General features: G+C 53.2%; 18 protein-coding genes and 1 tRNA gene. 8 read left to right on the top strand and 11 right to left on the bottom strand.

Annotation, left to right across the window (positions count from 1 at the left end):
- Nucleotides 1-67: 67 nt before the first annotated feature.
- The 3 genes from ACTG3Z_RS13805 to ACTG3Z_RS13795 all read right to left on the bottom strand — a co-directional run bounded on the left by ACTG3Z_RS13805 (nucleotide 68) and on the right by ACTG3Z_RS13795 (nucleotide 2,537).
- A complete protein-coding gene (locus tag ACTG3Z_RS13805; protein ID WP_439143643.1) occupies nucleotides 68-1,105 on the bottom strand; it encodes a substrate-binding domain-containing protein in 1,038 nt (345 codons plus the stop codon).
- A gap of 133 nt (nucleotides 1,106-1,238) precedes the next feature.
- The gene (locus ACTG3Z_RS13800; protein WP_439143642.1) at nucleotides 1,239-2,297 is read right to left on the bottom strand and encodes a sensor histidine kinase; all 1,059 of its coding nucleotides are present in this window, start codon (nucleotides 2,295-2,297) and stop codon (nucleotides 1,239-1,241) included.
- Between the two features lie 163 nt (nucleotides 2,298-2,460).
- Nucleotides 2,461-2,537 (bottom strand) — tRNA-Arg (locus tag ACTG3Z_RS13795).
- A gap of 128 nt (nucleotides 2,538-2,665) precedes the next feature.
- Between ACTG3Z_RS13795 and ACTG3Z_RS13790 the strand changes: the two genes are divergently transcribed.
- A complete protein-coding gene (locus ACTG3Z_RS13790) occupies nucleotides 2,666-3,691 on the top strand; it encodes a LacI family DNA-binding transcriptional regulator (RefSeq protein ID WP_439143641.1) in 1,026 nt (341 codons plus the stop codon).
- 3 nt (nucleotides 3,692-3,694) lie between these two features.
- Nucleotides 3,695-4,876: a winged helix-turn-helix domain-containing protein gene (locus tag ACTG3Z_RS13785; protein ID WP_439143640.1), complete on the top strand. Its 1,182-nt coding sequence runs from the start codon at nucleotides 3,695-3,697 to the stop codon at nucleotides 4,874-4,876.
- Between the two features lie 39 nt (nucleotides 4,877-4,915).
- Here ACTG3Z_RS13785 and ACTG3Z_RS13780 read toward each other — a convergent pair whose 3' ends face one another.
- Genes ACTG3Z_RS13780 through ACTG3Z_RS13755 form a run of 6 tightly spaced genes read right to left on the bottom strand, consistent with a single transcriptional unit; the run spans nucleotide 4,916 to nucleotide 11,086 of the window.
- Nucleotides 4,916-6,406 (bottom strand): class I adenylate-forming enzyme family protein, encoded by a 1,491-nt coding sequence (locus tag ACTG3Z_RS13780; RefSeq protein WP_439143639.1) that lies wholly within the window; start codon nucleotides 6,404-6,406, stop codon nucleotides 4,916-4,918.
- A gap of 12 nt (nucleotides 6,407-6,418) precedes the next feature.
- Entirely contained in the window at nucleotides 6,419-7,186 is a 768-nt protein-coding gene (locus ACTG3Z_RS13775; protein WP_439143638.1) for an oxepin-CoA hydrolase, alternative type, read from the bottom strand.
- Complete coding sequence (locus ACTG3Z_RS13770; protein ID WP_439143637.1) at nucleotides 7,183-7,593, bottom strand: PaaI family thioesterase; 411 nt, start codon at nucleotides 7,591-7,593, stop codon at nucleotides 7,183-7,185. The genes ACTG3Z_RS13775 and ACTG3Z_RS13770 overlap by 4 nt, the downstream gene beginning before the upstream one ends.
- Nucleotides 7,594-8,709 (bottom strand): acyl-CoA dehydrogenase family protein, encoded by a 1,116-nt coding sequence (locus ACTG3Z_RS13765; RefSeq protein ID WP_439143636.1) that lies wholly within the window; start codon nucleotides 8,707-8,709, stop codon nucleotides 7,594-7,596. It abuts the gene before it with no gap.
- Nucleotides 8,706-9,905: an acyl-CoA dehydrogenase family protein gene (locus ACTG3Z_RS13760; protein WP_439143635.1), complete on the bottom strand. Its 1,200-nt coding sequence runs from the start codon at nucleotides 9,903-9,905 to the stop codon at nucleotides 8,706-8,708. Before ACTG3Z_RS13760 ends, ACTG3Z_RS13765 begins: the two co-directional genes overlap by 4 nt.
- An 11-nt stretch (nucleotides 9,906-9,916) precedes the next feature.
- Nucleotides 9,917-11,086 (bottom strand): acetyl-CoA C-acyltransferase, encoded by a 1,170-nt coding sequence (locus ACTG3Z_RS13755; protein WP_439143634.1) that lies wholly within the window; start codon nucleotides 11,084-11,086, stop codon nucleotides 9,917-9,919.
- Nucleotides 11,087-11,284: 198 nt separating this feature from the next.
- Here ACTG3Z_RS13755 and ACTG3Z_RS13750 point away from each other — a divergent pair, with 198 nt between their 5' ends.
- Entirely contained in the window at nucleotides 11,285-11,743 is a 459-nt protein-coding gene (locus ACTG3Z_RS13750) for a GNAT family N-acetyltransferase (protein WP_439143633.1), read from the top strand.
- On the opposite strand, the gene ACTG3Z_RS13745 is transcribed toward ACTG3Z_RS13750, so the two are convergent.
- Nucleotides 11,740-12,651, bottom strand: a complete 912-nt coding sequence (locus tag ACTG3Z_RS13745) for a LysR family transcriptional regulator (RefSeq protein WP_439143632.1) — start codon at nucleotides 12,649-12,651, stop codon at nucleotides 11,740-11,742. The genes ACTG3Z_RS13750 and ACTG3Z_RS13745 overlap by 4 nt on opposite strands.
- Before the next feature lie 130 nt (nucleotides 12,652-12,781).
- On the opposite strand from ACTG3Z_RS13745, the gene ACTG3Z_RS13740 reads away from it, so the two are divergent.
- On the top strand, nucleotides 12,782-13,006 hold the full coding sequence (locus ACTG3Z_RS13740) for a DUF1127 domain-containing protein (RefSeq protein WP_439143631.1): 225 nt from the start codon (nucleotides 12,782-12,784) through the stop codon (nucleotides 13,004-13,006).
- Entirely contained in the window at nucleotides 12,996-13,211 is a 216-nt protein-coding gene (locus tag ACTG3Z_RS13735; protein WP_375265170.1) for a DUF1127 domain-containing protein, read from the top strand. Before ACTG3Z_RS13740 ends, ACTG3Z_RS13735 begins: the two co-directional genes overlap by 11 nt.
- A gap of 144 nt (nucleotides 13,212-13,355) precedes the next feature.
- On the opposite strand, the gene ACTG3Z_RS13730 is transcribed toward ACTG3Z_RS13735, so the two are convergent.
- Entirely contained in the window at nucleotides 13,356-14,750 is a 1,395-nt protein-coding gene (locus ACTG3Z_RS13730) for an aspartate aminotransferase family protein (RefSeq protein ID WP_439143630.1), read from the bottom strand.
- Nucleotides 14,751-14,921: 171 nt separating this feature from the next.
- Here ACTG3Z_RS13730 and ACTG3Z_RS13725 point away from each other — a divergent pair, with 171 nt between their 5' ends.
- The 3 genes from ACTG3Z_RS13725 to ACTG3Z_RS13715 are packed head-to-tail and all read left to right on the top strand — an operon-like array spanning nucleotide 14,922 to nucleotide 17,922.
- Nucleotides 14,922-16,004, top strand: a complete 1,083-nt coding sequence (locus ACTG3Z_RS13725; RefSeq protein WP_439143629.1) for a polyamine ABC transporter substrate-binding protein — start codon at nucleotides 14,922-14,924, stop codon at nucleotides 16,002-16,004.
- Nucleotides 16,005-16,056: 52 nt separating this feature from the next.
- Nucleotides 16,057-16,584: a class I SAM-dependent methyltransferase gene (locus ACTG3Z_RS13720; protein ID WP_439143628.1), complete on the top strand. Its 528-nt coding sequence runs from the start codon at nucleotides 16,057-16,059 to the stop codon at nucleotides 16,582-16,584.
- Entirely contained in the window at nucleotides 16,585-17,922 is a 1,338-nt protein-coding gene (locus tag ACTG3Z_RS13715; RefSeq protein WP_439143627.1) for an ABC transporter ATP-binding protein, read from the top strand.
- Nucleotide 17,923 lies beyond the last annotated feature (1 nt).

Raw genomic sequence — 17,923 nt, 5'->3', positions numbered from 1 at the left:
CATTTAGGGGCATTCGGTCTTTGAGGTGGAGATGGCACAACATGCGCCACCTCCGATATTTCAGGGCTTAGTTGGCGCCCATTGTTGTTTCGTCTGCGATGGTTGTCTGCGTTGCAGCCAGCTCAGGGTCTGCAACAAGACCATACGCGGACAATGGGCCGTCAGATCCTGCAATCTCGTCAGCGACGAAGAAAGATGCGAACTCTTTAAGGCCCGGGATTACACCGATGTGCGCTTTCTTCACGTAGAAGAACAGCGGACGCGATACAGGGTATTCACCAGTCGAGATGCTCTCGGTGGATGGTGCTACACCGCCCATTGTCGCCACTTTCAGCTTGTCTTGGTTGTTCTCAAAGAACGCCAGACCAAAGATGCCGATACCGTTCGGGTTGGCGCCGATGCGGGCGAGTGTTTCTGTATAGTCGCCGTCAATGTCAACGGACGCGCCGTCCTGACGCACGTCGATGCAAGCATCTTCCGCGTCATCCTCGGACATGCCAGAGGCCATCATCGCTTCCATTGCGCCAGTGTCTTCACAGCCCTTCAACAGCACTTTGTCCTCAAAAACTTCGCGTGTGCCGTGCTTGGTTCCAGGGATGAACGCCATAATATCTGCCGCTGGCAGGTCAGCGTTGAAATCAGCCCACTGTGCGTGTGGGTTGTCAACAATCGCGCCGTCTACCAGAACCTTGGAGCCCAGAGCGTTGAAGATGTCAGCAGGCTGGAAGGCAGTGTAGGCAGGACCATCGATCTGGCTGGCGAAAACGATGCCGTCATAACCGATGCGCACTTCGATGATGTCTGTCACACCTGCTTCGGCGCAGGCATTGATCTCTTTTTCGCGAATGGCGCGGGATGCGTTCGCAATGTCGATCGTGTTTTCGCCAACACCTTCACAGAACCGCTTGAGGCCAGAGCTTGAGCCGCCAGATTCAACAACAGGTGTCGGGAAATCAAAGTTTTCACCAAACGCCTCAGCAACGATGGACGCATAAGGCAGAACAGTGGACGATCCGGCGACCTGTACCTGATCCCGCGCAGCAGCAGTTGTTGCGGCCATTGCGGAAAGGGCGAATGCGGATGTTGCGAGTTTCATCAAAGACATGGGTGTCTCCCATTTGTGCATTTAAAAGCGATCCCTCCACGGGAATCTCTCGCTCAGTCTACGTGGGCTTCGTAACAGGTTTGTGACAATCGCATTACATGTTTATGACAACCGCCGAAATACTTTTTTTGGCTCAGAGGCTTTCGTGAATAGGGAGAATAACCGTAAAGGTCGTGCCTTTGCCAAGTTCACTTTCGACGCGAAGGCGCCCGCGGTGACGGTTGACAATATGCTTGACGATCGCAAGTCCAAGACCAGTACCCCCAAGCGCTTTGCTACGGTGGTCATCAGCGCGGTAGAACCGCTCGGTCAGACGGGGCAAGTGGATGGGATCAATGCCAGCACCATAGTCAATGATCTGAACACGTACCCCAGGCGCACGCAGAACCGGTTCGCGCGCAATTTCGCTCATGCGCAGCGTAACCCGCCCCCCTGACCCACCATATTTGATCGCATTCGCAATTATGTTGGTGAAGACCTGTTTAAGTTGATCACCATCCGCAATCATCGATAAAGGATTTTCGGGGAATTCAGTTTCAAACCTCACATCCGCCTCGCGCGCCAAGGGCTGCAAGGTGTGGAGCGTTGAATTCAGAATGTCATTCAACACGACGCTTTGCGTGGGCCGTACCCGCTCGTCTCCCTCAACCCTGTTGAGCGACATCAGATCACCAACAAGACGGTTCATCCGCTCCGCTTCGTTTTGCATTATATCAAGGAAACGTACGCTCGCCTCTGCATCATTGCGCGCGGGACCACGCAGGGTTTCGATAAAACCCATCAACGCCGTCAAAGGTGTGCGCAATTCATGGCTGACATTGGCGACGAAATCGCGGCGCATCTGGCCAGCTTGCTCTTTGTCGGTGATGTCCTCAAAGGATACGAGCACGACGCCTGCCACATCTCGGCCCAAACCTTGCACCGCACGGCAGCTCACCCGAAACGCTGTGTCCTGCGCGCCATCATTGCTCAGGTACTGTGTTGAACGCGCCATGCCGTCTGTCAGTGTCGTCTCGATTGCGTCAAGCAACGCAGGCTGACGCAGCATAGTAACATAGTTCTGCCCCCTAGCCTGTTGGTTGATCAGTGTGAGCGCCTCAGTATTGGCGGCGATGATCCGTTCCGTGCGATCAATCGCAAGGCTGGGTAGAGGAAACCCGGCCAGAAGAGCATCAAGGATCTCATCATCCATCTCGGACCTCATCGATTCGTCAGCTACCTGAATGGCGCTTGCGCATACATCCCTTATGGCATGGCTGCCCTTCAGTCCAATGCGAGAATGTTGAACCGTTGATGAGAAAGCATGAGCAAGCGCGTTGCTTATGTTTCCGATTCAGTAGCCACAAAGAGTGTTTTGGCGACCCCGGCAGGATTCGAACCTGCAACCTGCCCCTTAGGAGGGGGCTGCTCTATCCAGTTGAGCCACGGGGCCACTCGCGCACTGGTTTAGCGTGAGCAAAATAAAATGTCAGGGCGAAAAACACCACGCATTCTTTCCATGGCGCTTCGTTCGTTTCCCAATTAGGATAAAAACAACCCAACTCTTTTGTGGAGCCTAACTTGTCCAGAACTGATGCTCGCCCACTGACCCTTCGCGATGTTTCTGAAGCGTCTGGTGTTTCGGAAATGACCGTCTCGCGGGTGCTTCGCAATCGTGGCGATGTTTCTGCTACGACGCGTGAAAAAGTACTTAAAGCCGCGAAAGAACTTGGCTATGTTCCCAACAAGATCGCAGGGGCTCTTGCCTCTCAGCGCGTAAACCTTGTTGCGGTGATTATTCCGTCATTGTCGAACATGGTGTTTCCCGAAGTTATGACGGGTATCAGCCAGATTCTGGAAGATACCGAACTCCAACCTGTTGTTGGGGTCACAGATTATCAGCCCGAAAAAGAAGAACGCGTGTTGTTTGAGATGCTTTCTTGGCGGCCATCCGGTGTCATTATCGCCGGGCTTGAACACTCTGATGCCTCGCGAGCGATGCTGAAGGCGTCTGGCATTCCTGTTGTAGAAATTATGGATGTGGACGGTACGCCAATTGACACCTGCGTTGGTATTTCACATCGCCGTGCAGGACACGAAATGGCGCAGGCGATTATCAAAGGACGATATGAACGGATCGGGTTTATGGGCACTAAAATGCCCCTTGATCACCGTGCGCGCAAACGCTTTGAGGGGTTCACCGAAGCACTCGGCAAAGCTGGTATAGAAATCTCCGAACGTGAATTTTATTTTGGCGGCTCCGCACTTGCGAAAGGGCGGGAAATGACGGAAGCGATGTTGCAACGTGATCCAGAGCTGGATTTTCTGTACTACTCCAACGACATGATCGGGGCTGGTGGTCTCCTTTACCTGATGGAAAACGGCTTCAATATTCCTGAACAGATTGGTCTTGCAGGCTTTAACGGCGTCGAGTTGCTTCAAGGCTTGCCACGTCAGCTGGCCACGATGGATTCATGTCGCCAAGAAATTGGACGCAAAGCTGCAGAGATCATAGCGCAACGCGTTGAAACGCCGGACATCATGCTCGAAAAACGCGTAGAGCTTATGCCGAAGATCAGCTTTGGTGATACCTTGAAGCGCCGTTGACGCGTGGCGCTTCCAGTCCTCAAAAATAGACATGCGCGGGCGATTTTTCTCGATCGTCATTTGTTAAGCGCCGCACCAAATGGCAAGAGCAAGGGCAAAGATCTGCTCGATCTGATCACCCGGCTTGGTTTTGTACAGGTGGACAGCATCAGCACGGTTGAGCGCGCCCATCACATGATCTTGCGGGCGCGCAAAGCGTCTTACAGACCGAAACATCTCGCCCCTTTGCTCGAAGAAGAGCACTCTTTGTTCGAGCATTGGACGCATGACGCGTCCGTTATTCCAACTGCATTTTTCCCACATTGGAAATTGCGTTTCGCTCGTGATGCAGAGACTTTGCGGCGACAATGGCGCAGTTGGCGGCGCGCAGGATTTGAAGAAAAGGTTGATCAGCTTTTAGAGAAGATCGACCTTGAAGGTGCGAAATCATCCGCCTGTGTGGGTGAGGGTGAAAAACGCGGGTCCGGCGGATGGTGGGACTGGCATCCTTCAAAGACAGCGCTGGAATACTTGTGGCGCACGGGTGAATTAACCGTGTCTCGGCGCGAGTCATTCAAAAAGTTCTACGATGTCACCGAAAAGGTCCTGGATGAGGCTTTGATTGCCCCCGAACCGGATCAGAAAGAGAGCATCGATTGGCTGTGTAACGCGGCAATGGATCGGCTCGGCTTTGCCAGTTCGACTGAAATTGCGGATTTTTGGGATATTGTCACGAAAGCAGAAGCAAAAGAATGGTGCGCACAGGCTGGTTTGATTGAGATTGATGTCGAGGGAGTTGATGGCACTTTTAAACGCGCTTTTGCGCGCGATGGGATCCTGGAGGAAAAAGCGCCGAAACCCACCTCGCGTTTGCGCATTCTTAGCCCGTTTGATCCTGCCTTGCGTGATCGCAAGCGTGCGCAGCGTTTGTTTGGATTTCACTATCGTATCGAAATATTCGTTCCCGAAGCAAAGCGCGAATATGGGTATTACGTGTTCCCAATGCTGGAAGGGAACAAGCTTGTGGGGCGCATAGATATGAAGGCTTTGCGCGCGGATGATATTTTGAATGTGACAGGGCTTTGGTGGGAGCGCGGAATGCGCGCAACACCGGCGCGGCTTGATAAACTGCACGCAGAGCTGGATCGCGTGGCACGGTTTGCGGGTGTTTCAACTGTTGTGATCGACCCAAAGCTTGGTTTGTGAATACGGGTTTTGAGTTTATTTTGAAAAATGAAGCAAAGGTCAGGTTAGCTGATCTGCAAACGTTTCAATAAGTTTATGTTTCAGGAGTTTCCCGGTAGGTGCAGCGGGCAGACTGAGGGTAAGAACAATTTGGCTCGGGCGCTTGTAGGGCGACAGCCGCGGCTCGACAAATCTGCGTAGATCATCAGATGTAAGTGTCCCCAATTTGGCAAGCTGTACGAAAGCGAGCACTTCTTCGTCGCCAGTGTCAGTCGAACGGCCAATAACGGCTGTTTGGATCACGTCTGGATGATCATTAAATGCTGCTTCCACTTCTGGCGGGTAAACGTTGAAGCCACCGCGAATGATAAGCTCTTTTGAGCGCCCCAGAATGTGCAACAGGTTCTTTTCGTCTATGCGCCCCAGATCGCCTGTGTGCATCCAGCCATCCTTGTCGAGCACAGCTTTTGTCGCCTCTTCATTGCGAAAGTAGCCTAGCATAATGTGAGGCCCGCGCGTCAGGACTTCACCAATTCCATCACCGCCCCCGTCTGCGCTTTCATCAATCGCGATCTCGATCCCAGCTAGGGCGGGTCCCACGGAAATGTCGGGGTCACCGAACGCACTTTTGGTTGTTGTGACGCCGGCGCTCGTTTCGGTCATGCCGTAACCATTTTGCAATGCAATGCCGTAAAACGCTTCCGCCTTGCGTTTCCACACAGGATCCAGCGGGGCCGCACCGGAGGACACAAAGCGCAAAGGGCCACCTGCAATACTGTCTATGCCCTGATCTGATGTATATTGCATCAAAAGCGCATGCATCTGGGGAACCGCAGGAAGGATCGTAACCCCCTCGTTCAAAGCGGTATGCAATTTTGCGGCGCTAAAACGTGCTTCGATACGCACAGTTGCCCCGATAAATGTCGCGGCCATGAGCATGGAGGCGAGGCCAAACACATGGCTCATCGGCAGCGCGCCATAGACAATGTCTGTCGACCGCATGCCGCGCGTGTCTGTGGACAGCTTGCCTGCAAACACCAGATTGGAGTGGGTGAGCATCACGCCCTTTGGTGTCCCAGTGGTGCCCGTCGTGTAGAGCATGACGGCGACATCTTTGTCAGCTTCCGGATCACTGACGGTAAGTTCTGCCATCAATAAACTGCCCCAGGTGCCCTGCACTTCATGCGCATCATAAGCAGCACCGTGTGCTTTCGCATCAGGGGATACGCCGGACATAAACAACGCAACGCGCGGGTTGGCATGGGTTACGATGCGCTTTAACTCGGCTTCGGTCTGGCGCGCATTGACGGGAACCGCCCAAGCGCCAATGACAGAGCATGCAAAGATAAATGCACAAAGCGTGGCGCAGTTTTCCGCGACCATCAATACGCGATCACCTTTTTGGACACCCGCAAGCTTGAGTAAGTCAGCGCCCGCCTGCGCCGCCTTCCATTCCTGAGCAAATGTCCAAGGCGTACCATCGCAATCCAACAAAGCGATTGCGTCTGGGCGGGTCTCAGCTTGGTCGCTTAGGAATTGATGAATACGCAAAAATGTCTCCAATCAAGGGTATTGAGGTGTTTTCTTCTCTAAGAAGGCCGCAATGCCGATCTTGGCCTCCGTGTCTGCAACAGCGCGGATCATTGCTTCGCGTTCCGCTTCTAACTGCTCAGTCTCAGTCGTCTCGTAAGCTTGGCCAACCAGCCCTTTGATAATGCCTTGCGCTTTTCGCGGGCCTTTAGCAAATGCGTCAGCAAGCGCACGGGCTTCAGCCATTGGATCATCACTGATCATGTTGATCACGCCTAATTCGGCCAAACGCTCTGACGTGACAGAACGCGCGAGCAAGCACATCTCAGTGGCTAGCTGGCGCGGGATCATTCGTGACAACGCCGACGTAAGACCACCATCTGGCACAACACCCGCTTTGACATAGGAGGCGGTGAATTTCGCACCAGCGCTCGCCACGATCATATCGCACGCCAGCGCCAGCGAAAGACCCGCACCTGCAGCGCCACCTTCTACAGCGGCAATCACAGGAACAGGACATGCGCGGATGCCAGCGGTGATGTCATGCAAGTCTTGAATCTTTTCGCGGCGTTCCTCAAGCGTGGACCCAGCGCGCGTTTGAAGCGCGTTCAGATCGCCGCCAGAGCAAAAGAACCCACCCTCAGAAGCGAAAATCACCGCACGAATGTTGGGATCTTTCGCACGCACTAACGCTTCATTTATCGCAGCATAAAGCTCTAATGACAGTGCCCCGCGCTTATTCGGATTGTTGTTCATGATGATGAGGGTACGTCCCTCTTGTTCGACACGTGCAAGGCTCATGAAAGGCGCTCCTGTGGGACACGCTTGAAGATGCCAGAGCAGGTGGCAATCAGCGTACCGTCTTCGTGATGTAGCTCAGCGCTGATAAACTTAAGCGATCGTCCGCCACCCGTTACCTTACCAACGGCAGTAACGCGACCGGGCTTGCCGGACGCTACGAATTGCACATTCAGCGACACCGACATGAACGGGACAAGCCCTGTGTCGTCCACTGTCAGGCTTCCCGTCGCTCCGCTCGCGCTGTCCATAAGCATCGTCGCGATCCCGCCATGCAGTGCGTTATGACGGTTCAAATGCCGCTCATCCAGATCAAGCCAACAGCGCGCGCAACCGTCGGGGTGGCCGACTTCAACCACATACCCGACAAGGCGCTGCGTGCCTGTTTCGTCTCTGATCTGCGTGATCATCTACGCAGCACTCAATCCAATAAAGCGTTCAAGATGATGATCAACGTCGCCAAAGAAGTGATCCGCCATGATGATGCGCTTGGCGATATGAGCGAGCTCAAACTCTTGCGTCATCGCGATACCACCATGCATCTGGATGCTTTCTTCTGCAATCTGACGACCGATCCGACCCATCAGGTTTTTCGCCATGCTCACATGCCTATCGCGCAATTTAGGGTCTGCTTCGAGGTACCCAGCGACGCCAATCACGGCAGAGCGAGCCTGTTCCAACTCAACCAACATATCTGCAAGTCGATGCGCCAAAGCTTGGAAGGTTCCGATAGGGCGACCAAACTGTTTGCGTGTTTGAAGGTACTCAGTTGTGAGGCGTGTTGCCGTTTCCATAGCACCCAAAGTTTGTGCGCACGTCGCTGTAATTGCAGCGGCATAAGCAGACTCTAAATAAGGCAAAGCAGCCCCTTTAGGACCAAGACGCATGTCGTCAGTGACACTCACATCCTCAAGCCAGATGTCAGCCGCCATGCCACCACCCATCATCGGAGTGCTGCGCAGGTCAAGCGCAGAAGCAGGCACTAAGAAGAGAGAAATACCATCATCGTCGTCCACCGCCCCGCTTTCACGCGCAGAAATAATAATATGCTCCGCATTCGGCGCGCCAAGCGACATAGACTTATGCCCATTCAACTTGCCTGCGTCACAACGTGTTTCGACGCGATTGAGATCATAGCGTGCACGGGGTTCACCGTGCGCCAGTGCGAGACGGGTCTCGCCACCGATTATAGATTCTAACAGTGCTTTTTGTGTCTCGTTTCCAAGCGCTGCGATCAGTCCGCCGCCAAGAATACAAGTCTCCAAAATAGGCTCCACGACACCTGCACGGCCCAATTCTTCAAAGACAACTGCTATGTCAAATCCCTTACCGCCGAAGCCGCCGTCATCCTCGGTAAACAACGCACCAAGAACGCCAAGCTCCGCAATCTGGTTCCAGATCTCGCTGCTCATCCCGCTTTCGCTTTCCAGAATTGCATTGCGTGTTGGCACATCATAGCGGTCTCGCAGGAAACGACGCAGTGTGTCTTGCAGCATTTGCCGCTCTTCTGTCAGCTCGAAGTTCATTGCATTCTCCCCAGCGTTGTTTTGGCGATGATCTCGCGTTGCACCTCGTTAGAGCCACCAAAGATCGAAATTTTGCGATTGTTGAAGTACTGCTCCGCAACAGGTCTGGAATGCTCTGGTCCCAACTCTGGCTGGTTTGACCCTTCCACCGCTTCGGATGCAAACGGTAACGCATACATGCCCGCAGCGCGACGCGCGAGATCGTTGATCTCTTGGCGGATGACCGTGCCTGAAATCTTGAGCATTGAAGCTTCCAAACCCGGTGCACCGCCTTTGGCCGCCTTGCTGATGATTCGTAGGTTGCTGAGTGACATGGCCATCAGATCAATCTCAACCTGAGCGACGCGCGCGGCGAAATGCGGGTTTTCAGCCAGCGGTTTGCCACCTGCCATTTCTGACTTGGCCATGCGTTTAACTGCCTCTAGACCCGCGTTGGAAGACCCTACTCCGGCGATATTTGCGCGCTCATGGGTCAGCAGATATTTCGCGTAAGTCCAGCCCTTGTCTTCTTCACCGACGAGGTTCTCAACAGGGACTTTCACATCAGTAAACCAAACCTCGTTCACCTCATGCGTGCCATCAAGCAAGATGATCGGGCGGACCTCGATGCCGGGGGTATCCATGTCGATCAAAAGGAAGGAAATGCCCTCTTGGTTCTTCACTTCTGTGTTGGTTCGCACGAGGCAGAAAATCATGTTTGCGTGCTGACCAAGAGTCGTCCACGTTTTTTGGCCATTGACGATGTAGTGATCCCCTTCGCGAACAGCGCGGGTTTTGAGCGACGCAAGATCGGAGCCGGCACCGGGTTCAGAATATCCCTGACACCACCAATCTTCGCCACTCAGGATACGCGGCAACCAATAATCGCACTGCTCCTGAGACCCAAACTTTTGCAAGACCGGCGCAAGCATCGCTAATCCGAAGGGCACAATCCGTGGCGCATTGGCAAGGCTAGATTCTTCTTCGAAAATATGGCGCTGCACTGAATCCCATTCAGCACCGCCGAATTCACTGGGCCAGTTCTGCGCCAGCCAACCGCGCTCATTCAAAATGCTATGCCATTCTTCTAGATCTTCTTTTGTAAGACCTTTCCCAAGGCGCACCTTTTCGGACATCGCTGTGGGCAGTTTTTCTGAAAGGAACGTGCGCACCTCATTTTGGAATGCAAGTTCTTCATTGGTGTAGCTCAAATCCATCGTGTCGCTCCTTAGTAAATCTCAAAAAGGCCCGCAGCCCCCATGCCGCCGCCAATACACATCGTGACGACCCCTAACTTAGCGCCGCGTCGCTTGCCCTCAAGCAACAGGTGGCCCGTCATACGTGTGCCGCTCATGCCGAACGGGTGTCCAATCGCGATAGAGCCGCCATTGACGTTGCACTTCTCATCATCGATGCCAAGACGGTCCCGCGAGTAAAGGGCTTGGGATGCGAAGGCTTCGTTCAGCTCCCACAAATCAATATCATCGACCTTTAGACCATGACGCTCCAACAAGCGCGGCACTGCAAATACAGGGCCGATGCCCATTTCATCAGGTGCACAGCCCGCAACGGCAAACCCTTTGAACGCGCCGAGCGGTTCGATGCCTTGCTTTTCAGCCTCCGAAGACTCCATGAGCACAACCGCAGCTGATCCATCTGAAAGCTGAGATGCGTTTCCAGCTGTTACATAACCCCCTTCGCGCACAGGGTTCAGACCATTCAACCCATCAATCGTCGTTGTTGGACGATTGCACTCATCGCGATCAACCGTGACCTCGTGGTGCGAAATCTCGCCCGTCTCTTTGTCCTTCACGCCCATCGTGGCGCTCATCGGAACAATTTCATCCGCGAATTTGCCCGCCTCTTGCGCAGCTGCCATGCGTTGCTGTGAACGCAGGCCATATTCGTCTTGCGCTTCACGGCTCACATCATATCGCTGAGCCACGATATCTGCGGTTTCGATCATCGTCATATAAACGGACGGGATATGCTCCTCCAGCCATGCATCACGGCTTGGCACACTATGATTACCCGTCAAAGAGATGCTTTCAACGCCGCCAGCAACCATCGGCCCAGCGCCGTTCTGAATGCTCTGCGCAGCCATCGCGATTGTTTGCAAACCACTTGAACAAAAACGGTTCACTGTTGCCCCACAAACGCTTTCTGGCATGCCCGCACGCAATGCGATCTGGCGCGCAATATTGCCACCTGTCGCCCCTTCAGGCGTCGCACATCCCATCAAAACATCCTCAACTGTAGAGGGGTCTATGCCCGCGCGCTTTACCGCGTGCTCTACGGAATGTGCACCCAAGGTTGCACCATGCGTCATGTTAAAAGAGCCGCGGAATGACTTTGCCAAACCACTGCGCGCGGTCGATACGATCACTGCTTGTTTCATATCATCTCTCCCATTTTCGTATCCCAGAATGTCTGAAGTGCAGCTTGCCGTATGCGTCGCGCTACGTCACCACGTTCTTGCACAGTGGAACGCAGCGTCACGGATCAGCACAAAATCGGGTGTCTGCGCATTTACACTTCTGCTCACATGGCTCTAAGGTCCGCGCAGCCTGACTCTAATGAATGAAAGTGTGCATCCATGGACATCCGTTACACAGAGCCTGGCGATATCAATGACCTTAAAGATGTGTTGGATCACACCAAGCTTTTTCAGAGCGATCTGCTGGAAGACATGCTCAGTGGTTTTCTCAATGGCGACAATGAAGAACTGTGGTTGACCTGCGAGAACAACGGCCGTGCGATTGGGTTTTGCTATACCGTGCCAGAGCAAATGGCAGAGGGCACATGGAACATGCTTGCCCTAGCGGTGCTGCCAGAGGCGCAGCGCCAGGGCATTGGTCGCGGGTTGGTTGCGCAGATGGAAGCGGAACTGCAAGAGCAAGCCGCGCGGGTGATGATTGTCGATACCTCTGGCACGCACTCGTTTGACGGTGCTCGCGCATTCTATCTGAAAGCAGGCTACTCTGAAGAAGCACGCATTCGCGATTTCTGGGGCGAAGGAGATGACAAGGTCATCTTTTGGAAAGCCCTCGATTAAACCATCATTTGATAGTCTTGCGCCCCGCGAAACTGTTGAACAAGGAAATCCACAAAGGCACGGGTTTTTGGTGGCAAGTTTCGGCGATCTGCAAACATAACCACGATATCAGTGCTTGGTGGCGCGTATTCGGGCATGACATGGATCAACTCACCTGACTCAAACTTTCGTTTCGCCATGTAGTAAGGCAAGCGCGCTATCCCAATCCCCGCCAGCGCCGCACGAAAAACCACGTCAGTACTGTTACCCTCGAAACTGCCGCTGGCCTTAAAGGGCGTCGCATCTTGCGTTGCACTCGTGCTCCATGAATTGCGCCTGCTGTTGCCCGCGATCTGCAAACAGTTGTGATCAGCTAAATTTTCGAAACTACGTGGAACACCAGCCTGTTCAAGATACGCAGGTGCGGCACACAAAACACGTCGGCTTTGCATGATGCGGCGCACGACAATATCAGGGTTTTTATACTGTTCAGCGAAACAGATGGCGACGTCAAAGCCTTCGTTTTGAAGATCAATCTCTCGATCTGTAAGATCAAGCGACACTCGCACCTCTGGATGACTTCTCATGAAAGTTGGCAAAGCTGGAATTAGCTGGGACTTTCCAAAGGCAACAGTCGATGCGATTTTAAGCGTACCCCTTGGAATGCCATCCATATTGCGCACCATTGCTTCGGCTTCGTTATACTTGTCAGCCAGTGCTTTGCACTTTTCGTAGAATTCCTGCCCTTCTTGCGTCGGCATAACGCCTGTTCTGGTCCTATTGAGCAAACGGTGGTGAACATAGTCTTCCAGAAGAGCGACTTGTTTGCTCACCGCTGAAGGCGTTTGACCGATTGATCGCGCCGCCGCAGAAATGCTGCCATGCTCGACAACCTTTGCGAAGATCAGCATTTGAGCTGAATTGTCCATTCAAACTACCTATCTGTTCCAATCTGGCATGGCACCTATGCCGTTTTACCAAATTGTGAACGCTACCAAGAAAAGCTACTTCTGCAGTGCAGCATAAGTTCTGCAACGCAGCAATAGACAAGGTGCTAACATGGCAATCACACGATCAAACAGTGCGCTCGATGTCGTAATTGAGACAGGACGCACGTTCTTTCATCAAAAAATGCAGCAGATGCGCGAAGCTCAAGTGAAACGGCGTGTTTACCGCGCGACGTTTGTTGAACTTTCATCTCTTTCTGAACGCGGCCTAAACGATTTGGGCATTCCACGCAGTTCTATCAAACGACTCGCACTGGAGACAGCATATGGCGTTTAGCAGTGATACTAGCGGTTATGCTCCATTCTCACCCGTAGCGCTTTTCGCAAGCTTTAGAGCAAAAGCAGGTTCGATCCTAAGAACAATTCAAATGGGGCGCATGATCTCAACGCTGTCTAGCATGAGCGACGGTCAACTCAGTCATATCGGTATTTCGCGGTCAGACATCCCGAAGTACGCCGAAAAGCTGATGGAAAAAGATTAACGAAATATGCTGACTCTCGCTCCTCCCAGAGGTGGTCAGCATTGGCGGCGGCGAAAAAACAACAACAGGGAGCGCCAACGCATAGGGCCAGCATCCAACTTCTCCTCCCATGGGTGCTGGCCTAATTATTTCCTTTTGTCAGGCCTAGGCTGAAACCATCATTCCCTCAGCCTTTAGCGTCGCGTAGCATTCATCCAATGACTGCACAGCGCGTTCCATCAAAGTATCAATCTGCGCTTCATTGATCACCAAAGGTGGCGAAATAATCATGCGATCCCCCACATGGCGCATCACCAGATTATTCGCAAAGCACCGCTCACGGCAGATGTAGCCAACAGTGCCAGCGTCCGATTTAAACGCCGCGCGGCTTTCTTTATGCGGTGTCAAAGCGATGGATCCCATCATGCCAACAATCTTCGCTTCACCCACAAGTGGATGATCTACCAGCGCCTCCCATTTGGACTTTAGGTAAGGTGCAGTGGTTTCACGCACCCGGGTCACGATCCCCTCTTCGTCCAAAATACGCAGGTTTTCCAACGCAACGGCAGAGGCCACGGGATGGCTTGAATAAGTATACCCATGGTTAAATTCGCCTGAGTTGATCACGGTCGCGATCTCGTCACTCACAATGGAGCCGCCAATAGGTTGATAGCCAGAGCTAAGCCCCTTCGCGATGGTCATAATGTCGGGACGAATGCCCATCGTCTCAGAGCCAAACCAATTGCCAGTGCGCCCAAATCCGCAAATCACCTCATCCGCGATGAGCAAAATTTCATACTTATCGCAAATCCGCTGGATTTCGGGCCAATAAGTTGATGGTGGCACGATGACGCCGCCAGCCCCCTGCACAGGTTCCGCGATGAACGCTGCAATACGATCCTCGCCCATGTCATTGATCGCCTGCTCCAGCTCTTGCGCGCGCTTCAGGCCGAACTCCTCAGGCGTCATATCACCGCCCTCTGCCCACCAATTCGGTTGACCGATGTGGTGAATGTCTGGAATTGGCATACCGCCCTGCGCATGCATTCCGCTCATGCCACCCAGGGAACCGGAACCTACAGATGATCCATGATACGCGTTATGACGCGAGATAATCACCTTCTTGCTCGGCTTGCCCTTCATGTCCCAATAGGTGCGCACCATGCGGATGTTGGTGTCATTCGCCTCTGATCCAGAACCAGCAAAGAACACATGGTTCATATGCTCAGGCGCAAGCTCGGCCAAGCGCTGGGACAAAGCAATCGCAGGCACATGGGTCGTCATGAAAAACGTGTTGTAATAGGGCAGTTCGCGCATCTGCCGCGCGGCGACGTCTGCCAGCTCTTCACGGCCATAGCCGATGTTGACACACCACAGACCTGCCATCGCATCCAAAATCTGATTGCCATCGGAATCGCGTAGCATCACGCCATTAGCGCCCGTGATCACCCGTGCGCCTTTGGCAGCGATTTCATCTCCGGTGGTAAAAGGATGCATATGGTGCGCGGCATCGAGGGCCTGCAATTCAGCCGTTGGCATGTGGTTGGTGATCGCGTTCATCAAAGCGCTCCTTATTTAGGCATGCGAAGTTTGTTGCACCATATGAGGCGCGCGGTCCAAGTCAATCAACGCAATAAAAACTTGCGACTCTCCAAGGGGCATGAAAACAATATTCTCCAGACTACTGCACTTACAATACGCAGCGAAAAAATGTCTTAGGGAGTTCACCACATGAAAAAACTAATGCTCGCCAGCGCGACACTTGCACTGATTGCAGGGAGCGCCACGGCTGAAGAAGTCCGCGTTTACAACTGGTCCGATTATATCGACGAAGCGTTGCTAGAGAAATTCGAAGCAGAGACAGGCATCAAACTGGTTTACGACGTGTTCGATAGCAACGAACTTTTGGAAACCAAGATGCTCGCTGGTGGTTCCGGCTATGATGTCGTTGTTCCATCAGGCACATTCTTGCAGCGCCAAATCACCGCGGGCGCGTTCCAGAAACTCGACATGTCCAAGCTGCCAAACATCAGCAACATGTGGGATGTCGTGTCCTCGCGCACAGAACAGTACGACCCCGATAACGCGTATTCCATCAACTACATGTGGGGCACGACTGGCATTGGTGTGAATGTTGGTAAGGTTCAGGAAATCCTTGGTGATGACGCACCGATTGATAGCCTTGAATTGGTGTTGAACCCCGACAACATGAGCAAACTTGCGGAATGCGGCGTTCACATGCTCGACGCCCCTGCTGAGATGATCCCTATGGCGCTGAAGTATATCGGTGAAGACCCTGACAGTCAGGATCCCGATGTCATCGCCAAGGTTGAGCCAGTGCTAACCGCAGTGCGTCCCTACATTCAGAAGTTCCACAGCTCTGAATATATCAACGCGCTGGCGAACGGCGATATCTGTGTCGCTATCGGTTGGTCTGGAGACATCTTGCAAGCGCGTGATCGCGCGGCTGAAGCGGACAATGGTGTCGAAATCGCATACAACGCGGCCAAAGAAGGCGCGCAGATGTGGTTTGACCAAATGGCAATCCCAGCGGATGCGCCAAACCCGGATGCCGCGCACACGTTCCTAAACTTCATCATGGACGCGCAGAACATGGCGGATGCCTCGAACTACGTTTACTACGCCAATGGCAACCTCGCGTCCCAACCTCTGCTCGAGGAAGATGTGATCGGCGATCCAGCGATTTATCCAGATGCGGCAACGCTAGAGAACCTGTTCACGACATCGCCCTATGCACCAAAAGTGCAGCGCGTCGTTACGCGCCTATGGACCAAGATCAAGTCCGGCACCTAAAAGAACTTACCTGCGCCATCATCTTGGCGCAGGTCCTTTCAAGGTTAATTTTGTGACAGATTACAACACGCTATACGAGCGAGAACCCGATGCATTGGGTGCACCCTACGCGCCCTTACACGCGAGCATTCATCAGCATGTGCCAGACGAAAGTCGCTTTTTGGACATCGGATGCGGCCAAGGCCGCGATGCACTTACGCTTGCACGGCTTGGTCATCATGTTGTTGGAATGGACTATGCACCTGCAGGTATCAAAGCGATGCAAGACAATGCCACCGCTGAAGGACTTTCAGTAAACGGAGTAGTCGGTGATTTAACTGAGTGGACGACATCCGAGATGTTCGACGTTCTGTTATGTGATCGCACGCTGCACATGCTTCCAAAACAAGCCCATCGTGATGTGTTAGCTCGGTTAATTCCGCAAGTTTCTCCGAAGGGGTTCGTTTTTCTCGTTGATGAACCAAGTAATATGGCAGGCTTGAAAACTGTTCTAACAGCCAGCAATCGTCACCCGGTTGTTCTGCGTGAAACCAAAGGCGACTATTTCGTGCAACTCGATCAAAGTGAAAGCGATAGCTGAATGGCTCAAGAAACGGTCTTTGAACCTTGGAACGATCCTAACGGGTCTCCACTGATCCAATTCAAGAACGTCACCAAAAAGTTTGGTGATTTCGTTGCTATCGACGATCTTACACAAGACATTTACGCCAAAGAATTCTTCGCCCTTCTTGGCCCTTCTGGCTGTGGCAAGACAACGATGATGCGGATGCTTGGCGGGTTCGAAACACCCACGTCAGGCACAATCAAAATCGCAGGTCAGGACATGAATAATGTCCCCCCGAACAAGCGCGCAGTGAACATGATGTTCCAAAGCTACGCGTTGTTTCCGCATCTTTCCATCTATGAAAATATCGCCTTCGGTTTGCGCCGCACAGACATGGCGAAAGGCGCGATTGATGCGCGCGTTTCGGAGATGCTCAAACTTACGCGTTTGGAAAAATTCGCCCAGCGCAAGCCGCATCAGATTTCCGGTGGCCAACGCCAGCGTGTCGCGCTTGCCCGTTCACTGGCGAAAGCGCCCAAACTGCTCTTGCTCGATGAACCCCTCGGTGCGCTCGACAAGAAACTGCGTCAGGACACCCAATTCGAGCTGATGGATATTCAGGAGAAAACCGGCACGACCTTTGTCATTGTTACCCACGATCAGGAAGAAGCGATGACCGTCGCCTCCCGCGTCGCGGTCATGGACGAAGGCCGTATTATTCAGGTCGCCACTCCAGACGCGATCTATGAGGCACCTAATTCCACCTACGTTGCCGATTTCATCGGGGATGTGAACCTGATCAAGGGTCAGGGCGAATTGCGCGCATCAAACGCACCTGTACAAGAAGTTGAACCAGAGCAAACTACCGAGATCATCATCGATGATACCCCGCGACCGCAACCAAACAAATTCGGCGAATGGATTCACGATAAGCTCCTCTCGCCCATTATTGGCGAGCGTATTGAACCCATCAAACAACTCCCCCCGCCCAGCGCGCAAGAACTGAGCTCTGCACCGGCAAGCGCAAATACCCCAGAAGGCGGCATCGCGCTCAACTGGTCCACAGAGCATCCCGCCATTATCGTTAGTAACGGCGATGAGGCGCAGGACGGCAAGACACTCACTTTCGCCATCCGGCCCGAGAAACTCAACATCGCCAAATCCAAACCCGACGCGCCAAATGCACTGCAAGGTAAAGTGATCGACATCGCCTATCTCGGTAACGTTTCCACCTATCACGTCGAACTCACAGGCGGGCAAATGGTCAAAGCCCAGATGGCAAACTCACGTCGTCTCGCGCGCCGTGATATCACATGGGAAGACGACGTGTGGGTTAGCTTCACAGACACCGCTGGTGTCCTGTTGGAGCGTTGAT

The sequence above is a fragment of the Planktotalea sp. genome (assembly GCF_965659345.1).
GTDB lineage: Bacteria > Pseudomonadota > Alphaproteobacteria > Rhodobacterales > Rhodobacteraceae > Planktotalea.
This window is presented reverse-complemented; position numbering and strand designations above follow the sequence as displayed.